We start from the raw sequence: 19,197 nt of genomic DNA, 5'->3' as shown, positions 1-19,197 counted from the left end.
CCCCTCACAAAAAGCAGGGTTTTTCCATCCGGAGAAAAGGTAATTGGCCCCAAATCCAATCCTTCGTCTCCTTTGAAATCTGTGATCATCTTCGCAGAAAAATCAGGGGCTTGAGCCAAGAAAATATTTCGCTGTCCTTGGTCATTAAAAACCCAAGCGATGGTTTTCCCATCCGGGCTTGCTGTCAAAGAGGTGGGAAAAGGAGCGGAAAGGTAATCGGCTAAAGACTGGGCTTTAATGGGTATTCCGAAGGAAATAAAGAGGAGAATAAAAAATGTTTTTTTCATAGTGTTGGGGTTTGGTAAAAGATACAAATTCCACTTTATTTCTAACAGGTAATTCATCTAGATATGAGATGTAGCATTGGTTTTTTGTTCCTTTTGATTTCTGTTTTTTTTGTCGATACGATTCTTGCGCAGGAAAAAAAGGCGGTATTTATCATTTTGGATGGAATTCCTGCTGGGGAATTGGAGAAGGCGCAAACCCCTAATTTGGATGCAATTGCAAAAATTGGGGGCTATGCAAGGGCTTACACGGGAGGAGAAAAAGATGGCCCCACTCAAACTCCCACCATCTCTGCGGTTGGGTATAATTCCCTTTTGACCGGGACTTGGGCCAATAAGCATAACGTTTGGGATAATGATATTGCTGATCCGGATTATTCCTACTGGACTGTTTTTAGACTATTGCGAGAAGCTAAGCCTGAGGCAAAACTTGCTATTTTCTCCACTTGGGAAGATAATCGAACCAAGCTGTTGGGAGAAGGGCTTAAAGAAACCGGAAACCTGAAATTGGACTTTGTTTTTGACGGATTTGAAAAGGATACCTTGACTTATCCACATGATGAAGGGAAGGATTACATCCGAAAAATCGATAATCTGGTTTCCTTTGAAGCGGCCCATGTATTGAAAAACCAAGCACCGGATTTATCCTGGGTTTATCTGGAATTCACGGATGACATGGGTCATCGCTATGGAAAAAGTCCGCAATTGACAGCCGCAATTGAATTGGCAGATGAACAGGTTGGGAGGATTTGGGAAGCTCTTCGGTTTAGAGAGAAAAATTTTGACGAAGAATGGCTGATCTGGATTACTACAGATCACGGCCGAAAAGCTCCCGATTTCAAAGATCATGGAGGTCAAAGTGATTCTGACCGTGAAATCTGGATGGTGAGCAATGCAAAAAACTTGAATGACCGCTTTCGCTCCCGAAAAGCTGCGATGGTGGATATCTTACCGAGCTTGGTTGATTTTTTGCAAATTCAAGTTCCCGATAGCCAAAGAAAAAATTGGGATGGGAATTCGCTTTTAGAGAAAAAGTAAAGGGGATTTTCAACCACCCTTAAGGATTCAAAAATGCCCCCCAGAGCAGAATCGAAGGCTACTCGACTACGCTTTGGGGGGCAAATTTAATTTTCCAGATAGCCTCTCTTATCTGGAGATTCTTTGGAAGAGAATTCCCCCCTGTCGAGTAGGAGATCTTGGTGTAGGCCAATCGGTTGGTTCTCCGGTACGGAAATCGATTGGAATTCTTCGTTCTCTGGAAACCATGTTTTCTTCTTCACAAGCCATGTAAACCATGATTGCTGTGAGGATGGCGTTATTTTTTATGTCATCGAAAACTAATTTGTCGTAAGTATCCAGGTTGGTATGCCAAGTGATCGTACCATAATCCCAGCTCAAGGAGCTTAGGTTAAAGGCAGGTACTCCCGCAGCTACAAAGGAAACGTGGTCAGTTCCACCCGAACCCGGATTTCCGGGGAAGGAAGTCTCGATGTCTCTGGTGATGTTTCTCGGTACTTTATTGAGCCATCTGCCGATGTATTCGTAGCTGTCTACGAAGCCTTGACCAGAGATATTGGCAATTCGGCCTGTACCATTGTCTTGGTTGAAAAGCACCTGGATTTTTTCCAGCATCTCAGGGTGATCTTCTACAAAAGCGCGGGAACCATTAAGCCCTTGCTCCTCCGAACCCCAATGGCCAACCAAGATAGTTCGCTTGGGATTGGGGTAGACTTTTTTCAGGATGCGCATCACTTCCATCATGAGAATGGTACCGGTACCATTGTCCGTTGCCCCGGTGCCGCCCTGCCAAGAGTCCAAATGGGCAGAAAGCATGACATATTCCTCAGGCTTTTCGCTGCCTTTGATTTGCGCAATGGTGTTTAGTGTAGGTTGTAATCCGGTTTCTTTAGACTGGGCATTGACATGGATTTTCGGCTTTTTGCCGCTTTCTACCAAACGAAACAGCATTCCGTAGTCCTCTATCGAAAGGTCAATGGTGGGCACTTGTCTTGTGGAAGCGGAAAAGATTTTATTTGCACCCAGAGCCCGCGACCAATAGGAAGTGACGACCCCTACTGCGCCGGCATTTTCGAGTGCAATGGGAAGTGAAGAACGGTTTTTCCCAGTCTTTTGAGTTCGCTCAAGCCAAGCTTTCTCCAAGGCTGCTCTTTTCTCTTTTATGGCTTCGAAAGATTCTTCAGTAGCCCATTCCTCCCAATTGCCATCCGGACGACCGGTGAGCTGTGGGGCAGAAATCATGACATATTTGCCTTTCACAGATGGGAGCCAGTTTTGAAATGCAACTGAGTCTTGCAAATCAGGCAAAACAATCACTTCGGCGGTCAAGCCACCTTCAGGCGATGCAGGACTCCAGGAAAGCTGGGTTCCAGCTAAGGTTCGAACCCAAGGCTCGACCATATCGATGTGAGTAATCCCACGATCCCAACCTCTCCATTCGCCCCATTTTTCATTGCGGGCTTCGATTCCCCAAGTTTGGTATTGCTTTTCGGCCCATTCATGAGCCTGCTGCATCTGAGGAGTACCCACGAGTCTTGGGCCAATCCCGTCCAGGAGTTCATGGGCGAGCGTTTCTAATTGTGAATTTTCACTGGCCTCTTTGATAATGGCATCGATGACTTCCTGGTTTTGAGCCTGGACTTTTCCAGTCAGCAAAAGCATCAAACCTAGACCATACAGGTAGATTTTTTTCATGTGTTTGTAGATTTTTCAATGGTCACATGGAATCTCACATTTCGGATGATTAGCCGAATTTGACGCTTTGGTCATGCTCGATTTCATAGCGATTTAGTTTAGGAGATAAAAATAGAGGCAGTTTGGAAACTTTGCGAACCGCTTGTGGATATCAGAAGGATTCTAAAAACATTTTTGCTTTTGCAACTATATTCAGTTACTTTAGGTTGTGTCAAAAAAAGAAAAACTCCTGGCTCGATTTCTAGAAATGCCTAAAGACTTTCATTTCGATGAAATGGTTAGTCTCCTTGGATATTTTGATTTCTATGAGGTAAAAAAAGGAAAGACTTCTGGCTCCAGAGTAAGGTTCGAAAATGAAGAAGGTGTACCAATAATGATACATAAACCTCACCCAAGCGGTATAATGAAACATTATCAACTAAAGCAGATCAAGGAAATATTGAACTTATGAAATATTTAGAATACAAGGGTTATACTGGAAGTATTGAATACAGCCCTGAGGACAATTTGATGTTTGGAAAAGTTCTCGGAATCAGAGGTCTAATTTCTTATGAAGGAGAAACAGGAAAACAATTAGAAGATGATTTCAAATCTGCCGTGGATGAGTATTTGACCATTTGTAAGCAAGAAGGAAATACTCCAGAAAAACCATTTAAAGGCAGTTTTAATGTTCGGATTTCTGCAAGTCTTCACCAAAAAGCAGCTTTGAAAGCGATGGAAGAAAAGATGTCATTGAATAATCTTGTAGCGGAAGCAATCCGGTCTCACCTAAGTCGAGAAGAGGAATTAGCATAAAATTTTTAAAATTCCCTAACCACTCGACAGGGATTTCCAAAAGCCAAGACATCATCAGGAAGGTCTTTGGTGACCACCGAACCGGCACCGATAGTGACATTATTTCCTATGGTGATACCAGGAAAAATCACCGAATTCCCACCAATCCAGACATTGTCACCGATGGTTACGGGTTTGGTGGAGGTATGGTAGCGGGTGCCTTCCCCATCCTGATAGATCCGGTCGGACGCCTTTAGCGGGTGAGTGGCTGTGTAAATCTGCACATAGGGAGCAATCAGCCCGTTCTTGCCGATCTTGATTTTATTGTCGTCCAAAAACATGCAATTCGTATTGATAAAGGTATTTTCTCCGATCTCGATATTTACCCCGTAGTCACAAAAGAAGGGTGCTTCGATCCAAACGCCTTTTTCCACTTTTCCTAAAAGCTGAGTTAAAAGCTCACTTCTCCGATTCAAATCCCGACTGTCACAAGTATTGTAGGACAAAATCAAGGCCCGGGCCCGATGGTAAAGTTCTAGTAGTTCGGGGTCACGGGAGTCGTAGGTCTCTCCGTCCAGCATTTTCTTTAGGTTGGATTTCATAGAAATACAAGTTCGGGTTTCTGTTTTCTAAGTTATAAGGTTAAATCCATTTATTGCTTCAGCACAGCCCAGTACTGATTTTTGTCAGGAAAGGCCGTTTTTTCAACCGATCAACGCATTTTGCTTTGGATTTTATCCCAGATTTGGGCGTTCTTTATTTAACAAATTGTAATAAGCGCATTTCATGCAAACCCAAAATAAACCAAGCGATTTTCTTCTTGACCTGCTCCAAAAAAGAGCAGAAAAAAGCTCCTTGGATTGGCTTTCCAAGCAAGTTGAGAAGGTCCAGCAAGAAGCTTCTCCTACCAAGTTTTTCCTTGCCTTTTCCCAAGCTTCCCGATTTTTCAAAAAAGATCCATTGAATTTGTCAGAAGCTGAAAAAAACGAAGCAAGCAGCCTAGTTGCTGGTTTTGACGCATCACATTGGGATGTATTGCAAACGGCTAGAACTTACCTCCTATTGAATTATTCGGCAGAAAAGGAAGCCTGGCTCAAGTCTGTTAATCAGCTTTTTGAAACAGGAGACTTGCATGAGCAGCAAGCTTTGTATGCAGCACTCCCTTTGATACCTTATCAGGAAGAAATGCTTTCCCGGGCGATTGAAGGCTGCCGAACCAATATGACCGTGGTTTTTGATGCCATTGCGCTGAATAATCCCTATCCCAAGGAAAGATTCCCGGAGGCCAACTGGAATCAGATGGTCTTGAAGTCCATCTTTATGCAGCGTCCGATTTATCGGATTCAGGGTTTGGAGGAAAGAAGAAATCAGGCATTGGCGGAAATCGCTTCTGACTTTGCACACGAACGCTGGGCAGCCGGAAGACCCGTGATGCCGGAGCTCTGGAGATTGGTAGTTCCGTTCCTGAATGAGCATTTGCTGGAAGATTTGAAGAAAGTGATCTTTTCTGAAGATCAATTGGAGGTGGAAGCCGGGGTTTTAGCGGCTTACCAATCGGACTTTGCTCCAGCAAAAGATTTGTTGAAGTCTTTTCAGGAAATAATCTCAGCGATAGAATACGGAGAAATATCCTGGCAGAAAATCGGAAAAGATTTTCAGGAAAAAAGAGCTTAATCAGCCGAATTTCGAATAATTTAAACACTTATCCACATAGCATATACCATGGAAATGTACATAGATCCCCATATTCACCTGGTCTCTCGTACCACAGATGACTACGAAGCCATGCGAAAAGCAGGCATCGTCGCCACCATCGAACCCGCCTTTTGGTTGGGGCAACCGCGTACCGAGGTAGGTTCTTTCAAAGATTACTTTTCTACCCTCGTGGGTTGGGAGCGATTTCGTGCCAGTCAGTTTGGAATCGTTCACTATTGCACGATGGGGCTGAACTCCAAAGAGGCTAACAATATTCCCTTGGCTGAGCAAGTGATGGAATTGCTTCCGTTGTACGCAGGAAAAGAGGGAGTAGTGGCCATTGGGGAAATCGGCTATGACGATCAGACTGAAGCTGAGGATAGATTTTATCGCCTCCAATTGGAACTGGCGAAGGATGTGAACTTGCCCGTACTTATCCACACTCCTCACCGGGACAAAAAGAAAGGTACCACTCGCTCCATGGATGTGGCCGAAGAGCATGGCATGGATCCAGGTTGGGTCGTAGTCGATCACAACAATGAGGAAACGGTAAAAGAGGTCTTGGATAGAGGATTTTGGGCTGCTTTTACCATTTATCCACACACCAAAATGGGTTCGGAAAGAATGGTCGAGATCGTCAAGCAATACGGTCCCGAGCGAATTATCGTCAATTCTGCTGCAGATTGGGGGATTTCTGATCCCTTGGCGGTGCCAAAGACCGCCAACCTGATGCGCAAAATGGGAATTCCTGAAGAACATGTACGAATGACAACTTATTCTAATGCACTTACAGTTTTTGGACTAAGCGGTCAAATGCATGAGGACGATTGGTTGAAGGCCCCGCCGATCGATCAGACCAAAAAACTGGGAGGAAATTCTGTACTTCGCGGAGGTCAGGTACCTCGTGTTGAAGGACCTGCCGATCGGGTAGAAAACTGATCTATGAAAAACACAAAGATTTTCGCTTACCTCCAACTGACCCGCCCAGCCAATGTGATCACCGCGATCGCAGATATCTGGGCGGGTTTTGCTATTGCCGGAGCCTGGGATTATATGGCTACCAACTGGATTTATGGAGATCAGCAATTTTGGTGGAAACTGCTTTGGCTTTCATTGAGTACAATTGGTTTGTATGCAGGTGGAGTAGCCTTCAATGATGTCGCAGATGCCGAGTTGGATGCCATCGAAAGGCCTGAGCGGCCTATTCCAAGCGGAAGAGCTTCTAAGAGTTCCGCTTTTTTGATGTCATCCCTTCTCTTGGTTTTTGGGATTATCTGTGCATTTCAGGTCAATCCTATAGCTGGATTTTTAGCCATTGCTGTTGCGGCCTGTGCGGTGTTGTATGATTACTGGGGAAAACATCAGCGAATATTTGGTCCGATCAATATGGGTCTTTGCAGATCCGGAAATCTACTTCTTGGAGTGAGTGTGGCTCCTGAGGTTTTGGAGAAAATCTGGCCAATCGGCCTTTTGCCTTTGATCTATGTGGCAGCCATTACCATGATCAGCAGAGGTGAAGTGCATGGGAAAAACAGAAAAGCGCTTTTTGCCGGAGGCGGGATGTACGCTTTTATTTTTCTCGCGATTTTTGGCCTAGCTTATCTGGAGAGTCCGGGATACCTGCAAGTGATTCCTTTTTTAGCTTTGCTGGGCTATATGATCTTTCCACCTTTGGCGAAAGCCATCCGAACTCAAGAACCCAAATTCATCGGCAAATCCGTGAAAGCTGCCGTTATTTCCTTGATTATTGTGAATGCATCTTTGGCTTCTGCCTTTTCGGGTTGGCCCATTGGAATCATCGTTTTGCTGCTTCTTCCTATTTCCCTTTGGTTAGCCAAAAAATTTGCTGTAACCTAGGTCCGATTTAAACCAATTTCTTTCACAATTTGTCTTAAACCTGAAGTATGCATTAGAATTCGTAGCGAGAGCTTAAAATACAAGAAAATCAGTCACTTTGGAGATCGAGGCGTAGCACCGCTACGGTGAGATCGAAAAGTGAAGTGAAACGACTGATTTTGAAGTATTTTGAGGTCGTAGTAGATTTTCTAATGCATAATCCAGGTTGACAGAAAACCCGAATAACCTATTGCCTTAAGCCATGAATACGATTCTCGAACAGTCCTTTTCGGTTCCTTTCCGCTACCCGGTAGCTTTTACCGAGAATCTATTTGATATCCAAAATCAAATCCTCGCCAATGTCCTTCGTGGCGAGCGCATTCCCAAAGTACTTTTTGTGATCGACAGTGGAGTGAAAAACACCCATCCAAATCTGATCAATCAGGTGAAAAGCTATGCTGAGGCCCATTCAGATGTTTTCACTTTGGCCACCGAACCCATGATCGCTGTCGGTGGCGAAGCCTGCAAAAATGAGGAATCCGAATACCAAAAGATCGTTGAGGCCACGCATCTCTATGGTATTGACCGGCATTCCTACATCGCTGTGATTGGTGGTGGTGCTGTTTTGGACATGGTCGGTTTTGCTGCGGCCATTTCCCATCGGGGCATCCGTCTGATTCGGATTCCTACCACCGTTTTGTCCCAAAATGATTCTGCGGTTGGCGTGAAAAACAGTGTTAACGCCTTCGGCAAAAAGAATTACCTCGGCACCTTTGTGCCTCCCGTGGCTGTTTTGAATGATTTCAACTTCCTCAAAACCCTGGATGATCGGGACTGGAGAGCGGGAATCTCCGAAGCAATCAAAGTGGCCTTGATCAAGGATTTGTCCTTTTTTGAGTGGTTGGAGCAAAATGCAGAAGCCTTGGCCAACCGGGAAATGGAACCCATGAAAGTGCATATCATCCGCTCTGCCAAAATGCATATGGATCATATTGCCGGCAAAGACCCCTTTGAGTTTGGCTCCTCAAGACCCTTGGATTTTGGTCATTGGGCAGCGCATAAACTGGAAAAACTAAGCGACTTCCGAATCCGACATGGAGAAGCAGTTGCTATTGGAATTGCCCTTGATTCGGCCTATTCTTATTTGCAGGGAAGAATTGCTGAAGCTGATTTTAATCGAATCATTCACCTGATGCATACCCTCGGGTTCGAGCTTTTTGCACCTGAACTTCAGGGGGAAAAGCTAATTCAAGGCTTAAAAGAATTCCAGGAACACTTAGGAGGTCAATTGACCATAATGCTCTTGGAAAATCTGGGTAAAGGAGTTGAAGTCCATGAAATGGATCATGACTTGATCTTTAAATCAGTGGAAATTCTTCGTAGGTTAGAGAAAAAGTCTGCCGTTCACGCTTCCTGATTTTTTCCCAGCCTATGCAAATTCATGACTTTCACCTCAGCTATTGCAGCAATATCCATCCCGGAGAGACTTGGGACGCGACCTTCGAAAACCTCAAAATTTACATCCCTGAGGTAAAAAATCGACTCAAACACAAAGGCCCTTTTGGAATCGGGCTTCGGCTTTCTCATGAAGCTTCCCTGATTTTGCAGAGACCTGAACGAATGCAGGAGTTTAAGGAATGGCTAAAAAAGGCCAATGCCTATGTTTTTACCCTGAATTGCTTTCCCTATGGTGGCTTCCACCGTACCAAAGTGAAAGAAAATGTCCACAGTCCAGATTGGACAACTGTTGAAAGAAAAGAGTACACCGTTCGGAGTTTTCAGATTTTAGCTCAACTTCTGCCAGAAGGTATGGAAGGAGGAATCTCCACTTCCCCGCTTTCCTACCGGCATTGGTTTTCCAGCGAAAAAGCAAAAAATGAAGCCATTGAGAAATCCACCTTTCACCTGATCGAAGTGGTAGAGGAATTGGCAAAAATCCATCAGGAAACCGGAAAGTTGCTCCATTTGGACATCGAACCCGAGCCAGATGGGATTCTGGAAAATTCGGACGAACTGATCAGCTTTTTTCAGAATTGGCTTTTGCCAAAAGGAAAAGCAGCTCTGACTGAAAAGTTGGGAATTACTGCAGAAGAGGCTGAAAGGCTCATCAAGACCCACATCCAGGCCTGCTATGACGTCTGTCATTTCGCAATCGTCTATGAAAACCCAGCAGAAACTTTCGAAAAACTTAAATCTGCAGGAATTCAAGTCGGTAAGATTCAGATTTCGGCAGCGCTCAAAGTAATAATTCCGGAGTCCGCAATCGAGCGGTTTACCTTGAGTAAACGCTTGCAAGAATTTGCCGAATCGACCTACCTGCATCAAGTGGTGGCAAGGAGAAAAGACGGGAAGTTTGGTTCCTATCCGGACCTGCCTCAGGCTATCGAGCATTTGGAAAAAACCAAAGATCTGGAATGGAGAATCCACTTCCACGTGCCGGTCTTTTTGGACAATTATGGCGCTTTCCAGTCTACACAGAGCGACATTTCCCTTGTACTCAATCAAATTTTATCCAATTCAGGAATCACCAAACACTTGGAAGTGGAAACCTATACTTGGGAAGTGCTCCCTGAAGATACGCACCTGACCTTGGGAGAATCAATAGCAAGGGAGTTGAGCTGGGTGATAGGAGAATTGGAAATGGAATAAAGGTTCCTATAATTACGATTTTTGATTTACGATTTACGAGGGGCGGAGTAGTTTCAACCTTTTAATCAAAAGCTTAACCTTTTTAGAAGAAAGGTTGAAGTTCATTTTCAGGTCGTAAATCGTAAATCTGAATTCGTAAATCTGGGCCTTATAAAATTAGCAAAACCGGGTGCAGCCCGTTGATTTTAGAGTTTAACCATGAAAAAAACAGTAGTCCTAGATATCGTTGCCTTGTCTCCCCGAGTGATCGGTGAGCATACGCCTTTTTTGAAAAAATGGATTGCTTCCAAGAAGCAAGCCGTGGTCGAACCCGTACTTCCTGCGGTGACTTGCTCGGCACAATCGGTGTACCTGACCGGAAAATGGCCGACTGAAAACGGTATCGTAGGCAATGGCTGGTACTTTCAGGACGAGTGCGAAATCAAATTTTGGCGCCAGTCTAACAAACTGGTGCAGGCCGAGAAAGTCTGGGAAGTGCTTCGAAAAGAAAATCCAGGGTTCACGGTAGCCAACATGTTCTGGTGGTATAATATGTACTCCTCTGCCGACTATGCCGTGACTCCGCGCCCGCTGTATCCAGCTGACGGACGCAAGCTACCCGACTGCCATACTCAGCCGATGGAACTGCGGGATCGACTGCAGGCCGAGTTGGGACAGTTTCCGCTCTTTACTTTTTGGGGACCCAATACCACTATTGAATCCAGCAAATGGATCGCTGAGGCTGCCAAGAAAGTGGAGGAATGGTACAATCCCACGCTCAATCTGATCTACATTCCCCACTTGGATTACAATCTGCAGAAGTATGGCATTGACTTTTCGAAGATTTCCAAAGATCTCCGCGAAGTGGATGACTTAGCCAAGGACTTGATTACCTTCTTTGAAAATCGTGGTGCTGAGGTCTTGTTGCTTTCAGAGTATGGGATTACGAGTGTAAATAAACCTGTGCATCTCAACCGAATTTTCCGTGAGAAAGGATGGATTCAGGTGAAAAATGAGTTGGGTCGGGAGACACTGGATGCCGGAACCTCGGCCGTTTTTGCGGTAGCAGATCACCAAGTCGCGCACATCCATGTCAACGATCACTCCAAATTGGCTGAGGTGAAAGCCCTCCTGGAAAAGACTCCGGGTATTGAAAAGGTACTCGATACCCAAGGCAAAAAAGACTACCACATCGACCACGCCCGCTCGGGTGATTTGGTGGTGATCGCGGATGCAGATTCTTGGTTTACGTACTATTTCTGGCTGGATGATGCCAAAGCGCCTGACTATGCCCGCTGTGTGGATATCCACCGCAAGCCCGGTTACGATCCGGTAGAATTGGTGCTGGACCCGGCGATCAAGGTTCCTATTCTGAAAATCGGCTCCAAAGTCCTGAAGAAAAAGCTCGGATTCCGCTACCTGATGGATGTGATTCCTCTAGATGCTACCCTGGTGAAGGGTGCCCATGGGCGCATTCCTGAGTCCGATTTGGACAAGCCGCTTTTGGTGGCCGATTCCGGTATTCTAGACGCTGAGCGAATCCAACCCACGTCAGTCTTTGACCTGATCATCAAGGCGGTAAATCGTTAAGATTCCCAAAAATCAGAAACTATTCTTTGATCTTAGTTTATTCTCGCTTTCTTAGTAGAAAAATTATTTTCTATGAGAAAGCTATTCTTTTTTTCACTGTTTTCTATTCTTTTTTCCTGTGGGGAAAAATCATCTCAAGAACTAGGTTCAGGCAATATCCTTGAAAATCTCACTTTCACATCAGATACCGTTTTGGTAGACTCAGGAGAAGAGATTATCAATTTGTCGATGGGGCTGAGATTGGCAGATATTTCCCCGGACAGGAAAACGCTTTTTCTCTTGGATATGACAGACCACCAACTCTCGGTTATTGATCTGAATCAACTCAGATTGGAAAAAAAGATTCCTTTCGAACCGGAAGGGCCTAATGGAATCGGGAATTACATGAACAAAATCCAACTGCTTCCTAACGGACGGATTCTCTTTGCAAGCTTTGAGGCAAATGCTGTATTTAATACAGACGGCAGAAAGGAGATGGATATCGAGTTTTTGCCAGAGAAGATTGACAGCCTTTCTGAAGTAGAGCAATCCAATGCGTGGTATGGTTTGATGATAAGTAGCGATGGAAGAAATATTTTTTCCCTTCCCGGCAACTTTTTTGAAGGGGGAAGGGATTTGCTGGTTGCAGATTTTCCCAGTTTGAAAGGAAAAATAATTGACATCCCCGCTATGGATATCGCCTCAGAACTCCGGGTGGTCCTTAGTTCCAAAGACATGATGAGTGTATCTATTCAAGAGGTGAACTTGCAGGAATTGGGAAAGAAGGTCGTAGTTGGTAATTCTGCCTCAAGTGATATTTATATCTACGACCCCAAGAATGATTCTTTGGAATTGAAGATGTATCAACATTCGCTGGTACCCAATCGCAAAGAGGTAAGTGTAAGGTCGGAGGTAGAATCTCAGGAGGAGTTTCAGGCAGAGAATGAAAAAATCAATCAGCAGATTGGTTTTCAGCGCTTTTTCGAGGATCCCGAATCCAAACTATTCTTCCGCTTTGGTAGTATTTCGCTGCCTAAGTCTAATCCGGATGCCGAACGAAGGTCCGAGGTGTATCTTTTTGCTTACGACGAGGAATTAAATCTCGTCGGAGAGGCCCGATTGGAAAAATTGACCAAAGTCCCTAGCAACCCCTTCTTCAAAGACGGCAAGCTTTGGTCCTATGTCAATGTGGACGACGAATTGGGCTTTGCGGTGATGGATTTGAATCTAAACCTGAAAAATGGTGGAGGTCGAAATCCCTCTGAAAGAGAATTAATCATAAACAACTAGCAATCAACTACCTCATTTTAGTATCTGATGAAAAAACTAGTATCATTTCTTTTCCTGCCTTTGATTTTTTCCTGTGGAGGTAATTCTTCAGATAAAGCGGAAACTAAGAATATTTTGGAGAATTTGACTTACACCGTGGATACGGTTTTGATAGATTCAGGGGAGGATATATTTGTTCTCAACAGTGGTCTCGGAGCCAAAGTAATCAGCAAGGATGGGGGTTCTCTTTATTTTTTTGAAAGAGATCCCTTAAATCTCGTAGAGGTTGACCTCAATAGGTTAAAGCTAGTGCGGAAAACGCCCTTTCAAAAAGAAGGCCCGGATGGTGTGGGGCCTTATTTGGTGGGTTTTCAGTTGGGGTCAGCAGGAGAACTGTTTATTCAGGGTTTTTCTACTCAGGCTATCTTTTCGAAAGAAGGAAAAATCACTGAATCTCTAAATGTGACCCCAAATGGAATAGACTCTGATCTGGCCAATGACTTCAGCAATCTATATCAAAGGGCGCTCTATGATTTTTCTCGAAACCGAATTTATACTCAGCCCTCTTTTGAAGTTTTGCAAAAACATGAACTCTACCTTATTGATCCCAAGACTAAAGAAGCGGTAATCAAGCCCATTCCCGAAATGAAATCCGTAAGGGAGTTTTCGGGAACGCTCATTACCACATCGGGTGAAACCAAAATGTTTCGATACTATGGGCCGGGAAGTTTTATGGCCATAGAAAATGGTCAGCTTCTGATTAGTTCCGGAGCTATGAGTGGGATTTATTGGCTGAATTCTGAGACGGACAGTTTGAATTTTGTGCCCATTCAGCACCGGAACTTTCCCAACCGGATGGACGTCACCGTAGCTAATCTTCCCACGGATGAAAATCAGTTTTTCGAAGATCGGAAAAAGGTCTTTGCCCAACTGAACTACCTGGAACCTCGATGGGATGAGTCCCGAAAGATGTATTTGAGGCTGGGAAAGAAAACATTTCTCGGTGAAAACAGAGGAGATCCTCCCACTTTTGAAGTCTTTCTTTTTGCCTATGATCAAGATTTTAATGTTTTAGGCGAAACCAAAATCGAAGGTTTTAAGCAAGTTCCCGAGAACTATTTCTGGAAAGACGGCAAGCTCTGGTCTTATGTCAATGTGGAAGACGAATTGGGCTTTGCGGTGATGGATTTTAAGTTTTAATCATGATTTTCCGCAATGATGCCATTAGATAAAAATGTCCTCGTCTTCCCACGGCCTCCGGGTTAGGAATGTTTATAGATGTGGCCCCGATATATTTTACTCCCCTCACCCTAAAACATCTTACGGTCATCTAGCAAAGTCTAGGTGATCATTTATAAAATTTCGTTACTGGCAAGAAAGCGGGTTTACATTAATTTAGTTATATGAAACGGATTCAAATCTTCATTTACCTGTCATTATTGCTTGCTTGCGACAGCAAAAAGCCGGACATAATTATAGAAAGTAAGAATGATGGCGAAGTTCAAAAAGATGAGAAAAATATTGAGGGGGCTCCAGATAAGGCTAGTGAGATGGATCTTCCCTTAGTTATTCAGGAAAAAAAGTCTAATTCTCAATTACCCAAGATTTCCTTTGAAAGGTTAGAATTCACAATAGACACGTTGGTGATTGATTCCGGGGAAGAACTAGTCAATCTTCCATTTGGATTATCTCGATCAAGCCTTTCTAAGGATAAAAGCAGACTATATGCGCTCCATCCAAGTCTTGGTACGCTATACATTTTTGACCTTAAGGGTAAACGATTGCAAGAGCTTGTCAAATTTGAAAAAGATGGACCAAACAGCATTCCCCCTTTGGTTTGGTATTTTCAACTTCTTGAGGGAGGAAAGTTTCTAATGTCAGATTATGGGAGAATCGGAATTTATGATTCTAAAGGAGCGAAACTGGAGACCATATCATTGAGCCCAAAAGAATTTTCCCAACTCACACTTGGGCAAGAAATAACACTTTTCCATCAACTCCAGTATCATTCGTTCTATCAAAAAATATTTACACTCCCTACGGATTCTGAAGGAGAAAAGATAAGCATAGCTATCTATGAGAAAATTTCAGGAAAAACTCAGGTAGTACCTCTTCCCAATTTTGAATCTCTCACTCGATTTGACCTCGTTTATAAAGAAGGAATTAATTCGGCGGTTGCAAATATGGCTGAGATGACCCTTGTTTTGGAAAAAAATAGGATTCTAGTTTATTCTGAAGGATGTGGTAATATCTATACATACGACATTGCATCTGGTGAATTAGCTTTCACTTCACCTGACCATAAGTTAGTACCGAAACAAAAGGATCTTCCTCCAACAAGGTCTTTTACTACTTTGAAGCAATTTGAGTTTGCTTATCATAACCTCCTCCCTCAAATCGCTTTTGGAGATTTAATCTATGATGACTCAAGACAGATTTATTTTCGATTCGGGTCAATCCTTAAGCCTGGACATAATTATGATCCAACTTTTTCTAAAAAAGTATTCCTCTTTGGGTATGACAAAGATTTCAACCTTTTGGGAGAGACTGAAATTAAAAAATTAAATCAAGTTCCCCAATTCCCCTTCTTCAAAGACGGCAAGCTTTGGTCTTATGTCAATGTAAATGATGAATTGGGCTTTGCGGTGATGGAGTTTAAATTCTAATTCTAAATGAGAAAACTGGCAGTACTTCTTTTGCTTCCCTTGATTTTTGGCTGCGGAAGCCAATCTTCTGAAAAAGCCGAATCCAGCAATATTTTGGAGAATTTGACTTTTACCGTGGATACTGTTATGGTAGACTCAGGGAAAGATATTCTTAATCTTGCATGGGGATTACGTTTAGCAGACGTTAGTTCAGATCGGAGATCACTCTTTCTCTTTAATGAAAAGGACTATTCTATTGCTAAGATCGATTTAGACAAACTTAAATTGGAAGTTATTTCTAAGTTTGATAAGGAAGGTCCTAATGGAATAGGTCAGTTTATCACTGGTATTCAGGCATTGAATAATGGGGGGTTCTTTTTTAAAGGTTTTCGTGCAAATTCAATTGTCAATGCAAAAGGAGAATTAGAGAATAAAATCAACCTAACATCAGAAAACATTCAAGGTCTTTCAAAAGAATTAGAAGTTCACGCTAGTTCAGATCTTTTGGTAGGCTCGGATGCAAAGCATTTTTTCTCCTTGCCAGGAGACTTTATGGACGGGGAAAGAGACTTTTTGGTAGCTACATATCTTGATCAAAAAGGCAAAATTCTGGATATTCCTGCAATGGACATAATTGGAAGGTTTAAAATTATTTGGAAGGATCCCGAAATTCAGTCTGCTTTTCTTGAGCAATTATCACTTCAACAGTTTGGGGGTATTGTAGTAATCCGAAGTTCAGCGACAAGTGAAATTTATCTTTATGATGTAGTCTCAGACTCTCTAAATCTGGTTTCCTATAAGCATAAATTGGTCCCTAATAGAAAAGATGCACAGGTAAGGAACGAAGTATCTACTCAAAATGAATTTCAAAATGAGATTGGTAAGCTAACCACCCAGGTAGGTTTTGAGAAATTTCTTTGGGATGAACAATCGCAGCAATTCTTCCGATTTGGAAGGAGCTTTTTGCCCATTGAAGGTTTAAATAAAAAACAAAAATCTGATGTTTATCTTTTTGCCTACGACAAAGACTTTAAGCTGATCGGTGAAACTCAACTGAAAGACCTGACCAGTGTGCCAGCATACCCATTCTTCAAAGACGGCAAGCTTTGGTCCTATGTCAATGTGGAAGACGAATTGGGATTTGCGGTGATGGATTTTAAATTCTAATTCTAAATGAGAAAACTGGCAGTACTTCTTTTGCTTCCCTTGATTTTTTCCTGCGGAAGCCAATCTTCTGAAGAGTCAAAGTCCGGCAATATTCTCGAGAACCTTACGGTCACGATAGATACCGTGATGATCGATTCCAAAGAAGAGTTTCTTTTCCTTCAATGGGGATTGAATGGCTCTACAATTTCTAGAGACCAAGGATTGCTTTTCAACTTTAATCTTCAAGACTTCGAACTGGAGCAGATTGACCTCGAAAGTCGGGGCTTGTTGAAAAAAATCAAGATGGAACGGGAAGGTCCATTGGGTACAGGCGATGCGCAATTGATCCAGACGGATAACCAAGGGAATATCTATTTTATCGGTTTGTGGGAATTGCGGATTTTCAATCCGGGTCTGGATTCCATGAGGATGATAAAGTTGACTCCGGAGACTTTGAGCGGATTGGATCCGGAAGATGCAGTGGGGTCGGAGGCGTTGATTACCGCAGACGGAAAATCCTTTATTTCCACCTATTTTTCCAAAGGACAGGCCCAAGCGGGGATGCTGGTGATTTCCATGGATGACCTTACTGTCAGGAAATACCCCTTTGATCTTGGCAAAAAATTAGAGCCATTTACCTTTAGGTTAATTGAAGGCGGAGCGCTCAGAATGAGCACCATGGAGCGGATATTTTTGACAGAAGTGGGTGAGCAAGTACTCATATCCTCTGCCCACTTCAATGAGGTTTATATTTTGGATTTGGCCAAGGACACTTTGATGCTTAAAATCCACCACTCCCAGCTTACTTCCGACCAAAAGAAAATACCGGAAAAATCAACGGCAGAATCCTTCCGAGAATTAGAGGACCTCATGGCCGAATCGGGCGATCAAGTACGATTTGGAAGTTATGTTTTTGATCCTGAAGAAAGGCGGATTTGGAGATTTTCTCAGGAACCGGAAAGCAGTAAGGAAGGAAAAAAGAACTACAAAAATGTAGTCACGCTTTTTGATATGGACCTGAATCAGCTTGGAGAAACTACCCTTTTTATTTCTCCTGAAATGCCTCTCTTCCTCAAAGACGGCAAGCTCTGGTCTTATGTGAATGTGAATGATGAATTGGGCTTTGCGGTGATGGAGCTCAAATTGGACTAAACCAACCCCAACCTTTTCTTTACCTTCAGCAGGTTTTCCTGCTTTTTAGGCTCCCGATGAATCCTGCAATAATCGGTGTGATAGTGGTGCTTTTCCATAAATACCAGCTGCAATTCATCCCAGGCCTGTTGGGTAAAATTCGGGTTGAAATGCTTGAGCTCGACAAAAAGTGATTCCCCAATCTCTTCAAAAAGGTCAGTTCCCAAGTACTCTAAATCTGCATCGGCTAAAATGTTTTCCAGGTGGTTTTGTGGGCTTTGGGGGATTTTGGTCGCCATGATCATCCCTTTGATTTTGTCGAGGTCCTCTTTGGAATAGGCTTGGGAGAGGTAGCCTTCGGCAATTACGCATCCTTTTTCTTCATGGTCTTTGGGATTATCGATAAAGCCCGTATCGTGAAAGAGAGCCGCAAGTTTTAAAAGTTCAAGATCCTTAGCACTTACATTTTCCTCTTTAGCGAGAGAAACAGCCTGATTGAGCACATAATCGGTATGGGCCAGATTGTGGTAGGTCAAGTGTGCCGGAAGCTTTTCCAGAATATCCCGATAGATCGTATGTTGTATTGTTTCAAATTCCATCAGTCATGTTTTTTTCCGACTTTTTTGATGACTCCTCCTTTGACTTCCTTGATAGTCTGTACATAGAAGAAGGCCTTTGGGTCTATAGCCTGAATGGCCAGTTTGATCCGGTGTACTTCCAGTCGGGTTACTACTGTCATTATGATATCACAAGGGTGATGAATATGAAAGGTCTCGGGCAGATATCCCCGCTCCCCTTTATATACCGAGATCGCCTTGCCAAACTCTTTGACGATCAGCTCCTTCACTTTATCATCCTCCTTGGAGATGATGGTCAGTGCAGTGTATTCTTCAAATCCTTCCACCACATAATCGGTGGTCTTGATGGCGGTAAAATAGGTAAGGATAGAATACATGGCAGGTTCTATGCCAAAAACGAATGCCGCCGATAGCATAATCAGGGAATTGAGGAAAACGGTGATTTCGCTTGCAGAAAGAGCGGAGTTTTTCTGAAAATACTCCGTAATCACTTCAAAGCCGTCAATCAAGCCTCCTCCACGGATAATCAAACCTATTCCTGTCCCCATCAGAAATCCTCCGAATACCGCAATCAGTACCTTGTCCTGAGTCACCGTGGGAAACTCCAGGAAATGAAGGATTAGGGTCAGGAGAAAAACCGAAATAGCAGACTGCACAGCAAAGGTTTTTCCCACTTTCTTCCATCCCAGAGCCAGAAAAGGAATATTCAGCAAGACCAAGAGCAGATTTAGATCCACCCCAAATCCCAGGTTCACCAAAATCGCAATACCCGTCACTCCTCCATCCAAAAACTTGTTGGGAAGCATAAATGCCTCCAAAGCTACAGCAGCAAAGGCGACTCCAACTACGATGTAAACCAGGGAGGTCGGATCAAAAATCGACTTCCAGTCTATACTGTCTTTAGGGTTCATTAAGAGGGCTGAAAAGTTT

At 43.4% G+C, this 19,197-nt stretch carries 18 protein-coding genes; 14 read left to right on the top strand and 4 right to left on the bottom strand.

Going from position 1 to position 19,197, the window contains the following annotated elements:
- Window positions 1–350: 350 nt before the first annotated feature.
- On the top strand, window positions 351–1,322 hold the full coding sequence (locus AAA938_RS10615) for an alkaline phosphatase family protein (protein WP_338228705.1): 972 nt from the start codon (window positions 351–353) through the stop codon (window positions 1,320–1,322).
- A 108-nt stretch (window positions 1,323–1,430) separates the two neighbouring features.
- Here the strand turns inward: AAA938_RS10615 and AAA938_RS10610 are convergent, their stop codons facing one another.
- Window positions 1,431–2,996 (bottom strand): M20/M25/M40 family metallo-hydrolase, encoded by a 1,566-nt coding sequence (locus AAA938_RS10610; RefSeq protein WP_338228704.1) that lies wholly within the window; start codon window positions 2,994–2,996, stop codon window positions 1,431–1,433.
- 247 nt (window positions 2,997–3,243) lie between these two features.
- Between AAA938_RS10610 and AAA938_RS10605 the strand changes: the two genes are divergently transcribed.
- Entirely contained in the window at window positions 3,244–3,447 is a 204-nt protein-coding gene (locus tag AAA938_RS10605) for a type II toxin-antitoxin system HicA family toxin (protein ID WP_338228763.1), read from the top strand.
- Window positions 3,444–3,791 (top strand): type II toxin-antitoxin system HicB family antitoxin, encoded by a 348-nt coding sequence (locus AAA938_RS10600; protein WP_338228703.1) that lies wholly within the window; start codon window positions 3,444–3,446, stop codon window positions 3,789–3,791. The genes AAA938_RS10605 and AAA938_RS10600 overlap by 4 nt, the downstream gene beginning before the upstream one ends.
- 5 nt (window positions 3,792–3,796) lie before the next feature.
- Here AAA938_RS10600 and AAA938_RS10595 read toward each other — a convergent pair whose 3' ends face one another.
- On the bottom strand, window positions 3,797–4,372 hold the full coding sequence (locus AAA938_RS10595; protein ID WP_338228702.1) for a sugar O-acetyltransferase: 576 nt from the start codon (window positions 4,370–4,372) through the stop codon (window positions 3,797–3,799).
- Window positions 4,373–4,556: 184 nt separating this feature from the next.
- Between AAA938_RS10595 and AAA938_RS10590 the strand changes: the two genes are divergently transcribed.
- From AAA938_RS10590 to AAA938_RS10540, 11 genes are all read left to right on the top strand, one after another.
- A complete protein-coding gene (locus AAA938_RS10590; protein ID WP_338228701.1) occupies window positions 4,557–5,444 on the top strand; it encodes an EboA domain-containing protein in 888 nt (295 codons plus the stop codon).
- 48 nt (window positions 5,445–5,492) lie between these two features.
- Window positions 5,493–6,404: a TatD family hydrolase gene (locus AAA938_RS10585; protein ID WP_338228700.1), complete on the top strand. Its 912-nt coding sequence runs from the start codon at window positions 5,493–5,495 to the stop codon at window positions 6,402–6,404.
- Between the two features lie 3 nt (window positions 6,405–6,407).
- Window positions 6,408–7,322 carry a UbiA-like protein EboC gene (eboC, locus tag AAA938_RS10580; protein ID WP_338228699.1) on the top strand — a complete coding sequence of 305 codons (915 nt, stop codon included), beginning with the start codon at window positions 6,408–6,410 and terminating at the stop codon, window positions 7,320–7,322.
- Window positions 7,323–7,563: 241 nt separating this feature from the next.
- Window positions 7,564–8,718: a 3-dehydroquinate synthase gene (locus AAA938_RS10575; RefSeq protein WP_338228698.1), complete on the top strand. Its 1,155-nt coding sequence runs from the start codon at window positions 7,564–7,566 to the stop codon at window positions 8,716–8,718.
- A gap of 14 nt (window positions 8,719–8,732) precedes the next feature.
- Window positions 8,733–9,950, top strand: coding sequence for a metabolite traffic protein EboE (gene eboE / locus AAA938_RS10570; RefSeq protein WP_338228697.1), 1,218 nt, complete (start codon window positions 8,733–8,735; stop codon window positions 9,948–9,950).
- Window positions 9,951–10,148: 198 nt separating this feature from the next.
- A complete protein-coding gene (locus AAA938_RS10565; RefSeq protein WP_338228696.1) occupies window positions 10,149–11,519 on the top strand; it encodes an alkaline phosphatase family protein in 1,371 nt (456 codons plus the stop codon).
- A gap of 72 nt (window positions 11,520–11,591) precedes the next feature.
- Entirely contained in the window at window positions 11,592–12,788 is a 1,197-nt protein-coding gene (locus tag AAA938_RS10560) for a DUF4221 family protein (RefSeq protein WP_338228695.1), read from the top strand.
- A 27-nt stretch (window positions 12,789–12,815) separates the two neighbouring features.
- A complete protein-coding gene (locus AAA938_RS10555) occupies window positions 12,816–13,967 on the top strand; it encodes a DUF4221 family protein (RefSeq protein WP_338228694.1) in 1,152 nt (383 codons plus the stop codon).
- A gap of 203 nt (window positions 13,968–14,170) precedes the next feature.
- Window positions 14,171–15,433, top strand: a complete 1,263-nt coding sequence (locus AAA938_RS10550) for a DUF4221 family protein (protein ID WP_338228693.1) — start codon at window positions 14,171–14,173, stop codon at window positions 15,431–15,433.
- A 6-nt stretch (window positions 15,434–15,439) separates the two neighbouring features.
- Window positions 15,440–16,579, top strand: a complete 1,140-nt coding sequence (locus tag AAA938_RS10545) for a DUF4221 family protein (protein ID WP_338228692.1) — start codon at window positions 15,440–15,442, stop codon at window positions 16,577–16,579.
- Window positions 16,580–16,585: 6 nt separating this feature from the next.
- On the top strand, window positions 16,586–17,710 hold the full coding sequence (locus AAA938_RS10540) for a DUF4221 family protein (protein ID WP_338228691.1): 1,125 nt from the start codon (window positions 16,586–16,588) through the stop codon (window positions 17,708–17,710).
- Here the strand turns inward: AAA938_RS10540 and AAA938_RS10535 are convergent.
- Window positions 17,707–18,288, bottom strand: coding sequence for an HD domain-containing protein (locus tag AAA938_RS10535; RefSeq protein WP_338228690.1), 582 nt, complete (start codon window positions 18,286–18,288; stop codon window positions 17,707–17,709). The two genes, AAA938_RS10540 and AAA938_RS10535, sit on opposite strands and share 4 nt — an antisense overlap.
- Window positions 18,288–19,178 carry a YitT family protein gene (locus tag AAA938_RS10530; protein WP_338228689.1) on the bottom strand — a complete coding sequence of 297 codons (891 nt, stop codon included), beginning with the start codon at window positions 19,176–19,178 and terminating at the stop codon, window positions 18,288–18,290. The genes AAA938_RS10535 and AAA938_RS10530 overlap by 1 nt, the downstream gene beginning before the upstream one ends.
- Window positions 19,179–19,197: the final 19 nt, after the last annotated feature.

Source organism: Algoriphagus taiwanensis, from assembly GCF_036245645.1.
GTDB lineage: Bacteria > Bacteroidota > Bacteroidia > Cytophagales > Cyclobacteriaceae > Algoriphagus > Algoriphagus taiwanensis.
Note: the sequence above shows the minus strand (reverse complement) of the source record. Positions and strands in the feature narration are given on the sequence as shown.

Excerpts from the sequence above, each read along its gene's own strand:
- AAA938_RS10615 (WP_338228705.1), top strand. The coding sequence starts at position 351 with ATGAGATGTAGCATTGGTTTTTTGTTCCTTTTGATTTCTGTTTTTTTT.
- AAA938_RS10610 (WP_338228704.1), bottom strand. The coding sequence starts at position 2,996 with ATGAAAAAAATCTACCTGTATGGTCTAGGTTTGATGCTTTTGCTGACT.
- AAA938_RS10605 (WP_338228763.1), top strand. The coding sequence starts at position 3,244 with ATGCCTAAAGACTTTCATTTCGATGAAATGGTTAGTCTCCTTGGATAT.
- AAA938_RS10600 (WP_338228703.1), top strand. The coding sequence starts at position 3,444 with ATGAAATATTTAGAATACAAGGGTTATACTGGAAGTATTGAATACAGC.
- AAA938_RS10595 (WP_338228702.1), bottom strand. The coding sequence starts at position 4,372 with ATGAAATCCAACCTAAAGAAAATGCTGGACGGAGAGACCTACGACTCC.
- AAA938_RS10590 (WP_338228701.1), top strand. The coding sequence starts at position 4,557 with ATGCAAACCCAAAATAAACCAAGCGATTTTCTTCTTGACCTGCTCCAA.
- AAA938_RS10585 (WP_338228700.1), top strand. The coding sequence starts at position 5,493 with ATGGAAATGTACATAGATCCCCATATTCACCTGGTCTCTCGTACCACA.
- eboC (WP_338228699.1), top strand. The coding sequence starts at position 6,408 with ATGAAAAACACAAAGATTTTCGCTTACCTCCAACTGACCCGCCCAGCC.
- AAA938_RS10575 (WP_338228698.1), top strand. The coding sequence starts at position 7,564 with ATGAATACGATTCTCGAACAGTCCTTTTCGGTTCCTTTCCGCTACCCG.
- eboE (WP_338228697.1), top strand. The coding sequence starts at position 8,733 with ATGCAAATTCATGACTTTCACCTCAGCTATTGCAGCAATATCCATCCC.
- AAA938_RS10565 (WP_338228696.1), top strand. The coding sequence starts at position 10,149 with ATGAAAAAAACAGTAGTCCTAGATATCGTTGCCTTGTCTCCCCGAGTG.
- AAA938_RS10560 (WP_338228695.1), top strand. The coding sequence starts at position 11,592 with ATGAGAAAGCTATTCTTTTTTTCACTGTTTTCTATTCTTTTTTCCTGT.
- AAA938_RS10555 (WP_338228694.1), top strand. The coding sequence starts at position 12,816 with ATGAAAAAACTAGTATCATTTCTTTTCCTGCCTTTGATTTTTTCCTGT.
- AAA938_RS10550 (WP_338228693.1), top strand. The coding sequence starts at position 14,171 with ATGAAACGGATTCAAATCTTCATTTACCTGTCATTATTGCTTGCTTGC.
- AAA938_RS10545 (WP_338228692.1), top strand. The coding sequence starts at position 15,440 with ATGAGAAAACTGGCAGTACTTCTTTTGCTTCCCTTGATTTTTGGCTGC.
- AAA938_RS10540 (WP_338228691.1), top strand. The coding sequence starts at position 16,586 with ATGAGAAAACTGGCAGTACTTCTTTTGCTTCCCTTGATTTTTTCCTGC.
- AAA938_RS10535 (WP_338228690.1), bottom strand. The coding sequence starts at position 18,288 with ATGGAATTTGAAACAATACAACATACGATCTATCGGGATATTCTGGAA.
- AAA938_RS10530 (WP_338228689.1), bottom strand. The coding sequence starts at position 19,178 with ATGAACCCTAAAGACAGTATAGACTGGAAGTCGATTTTTGATCCGACC.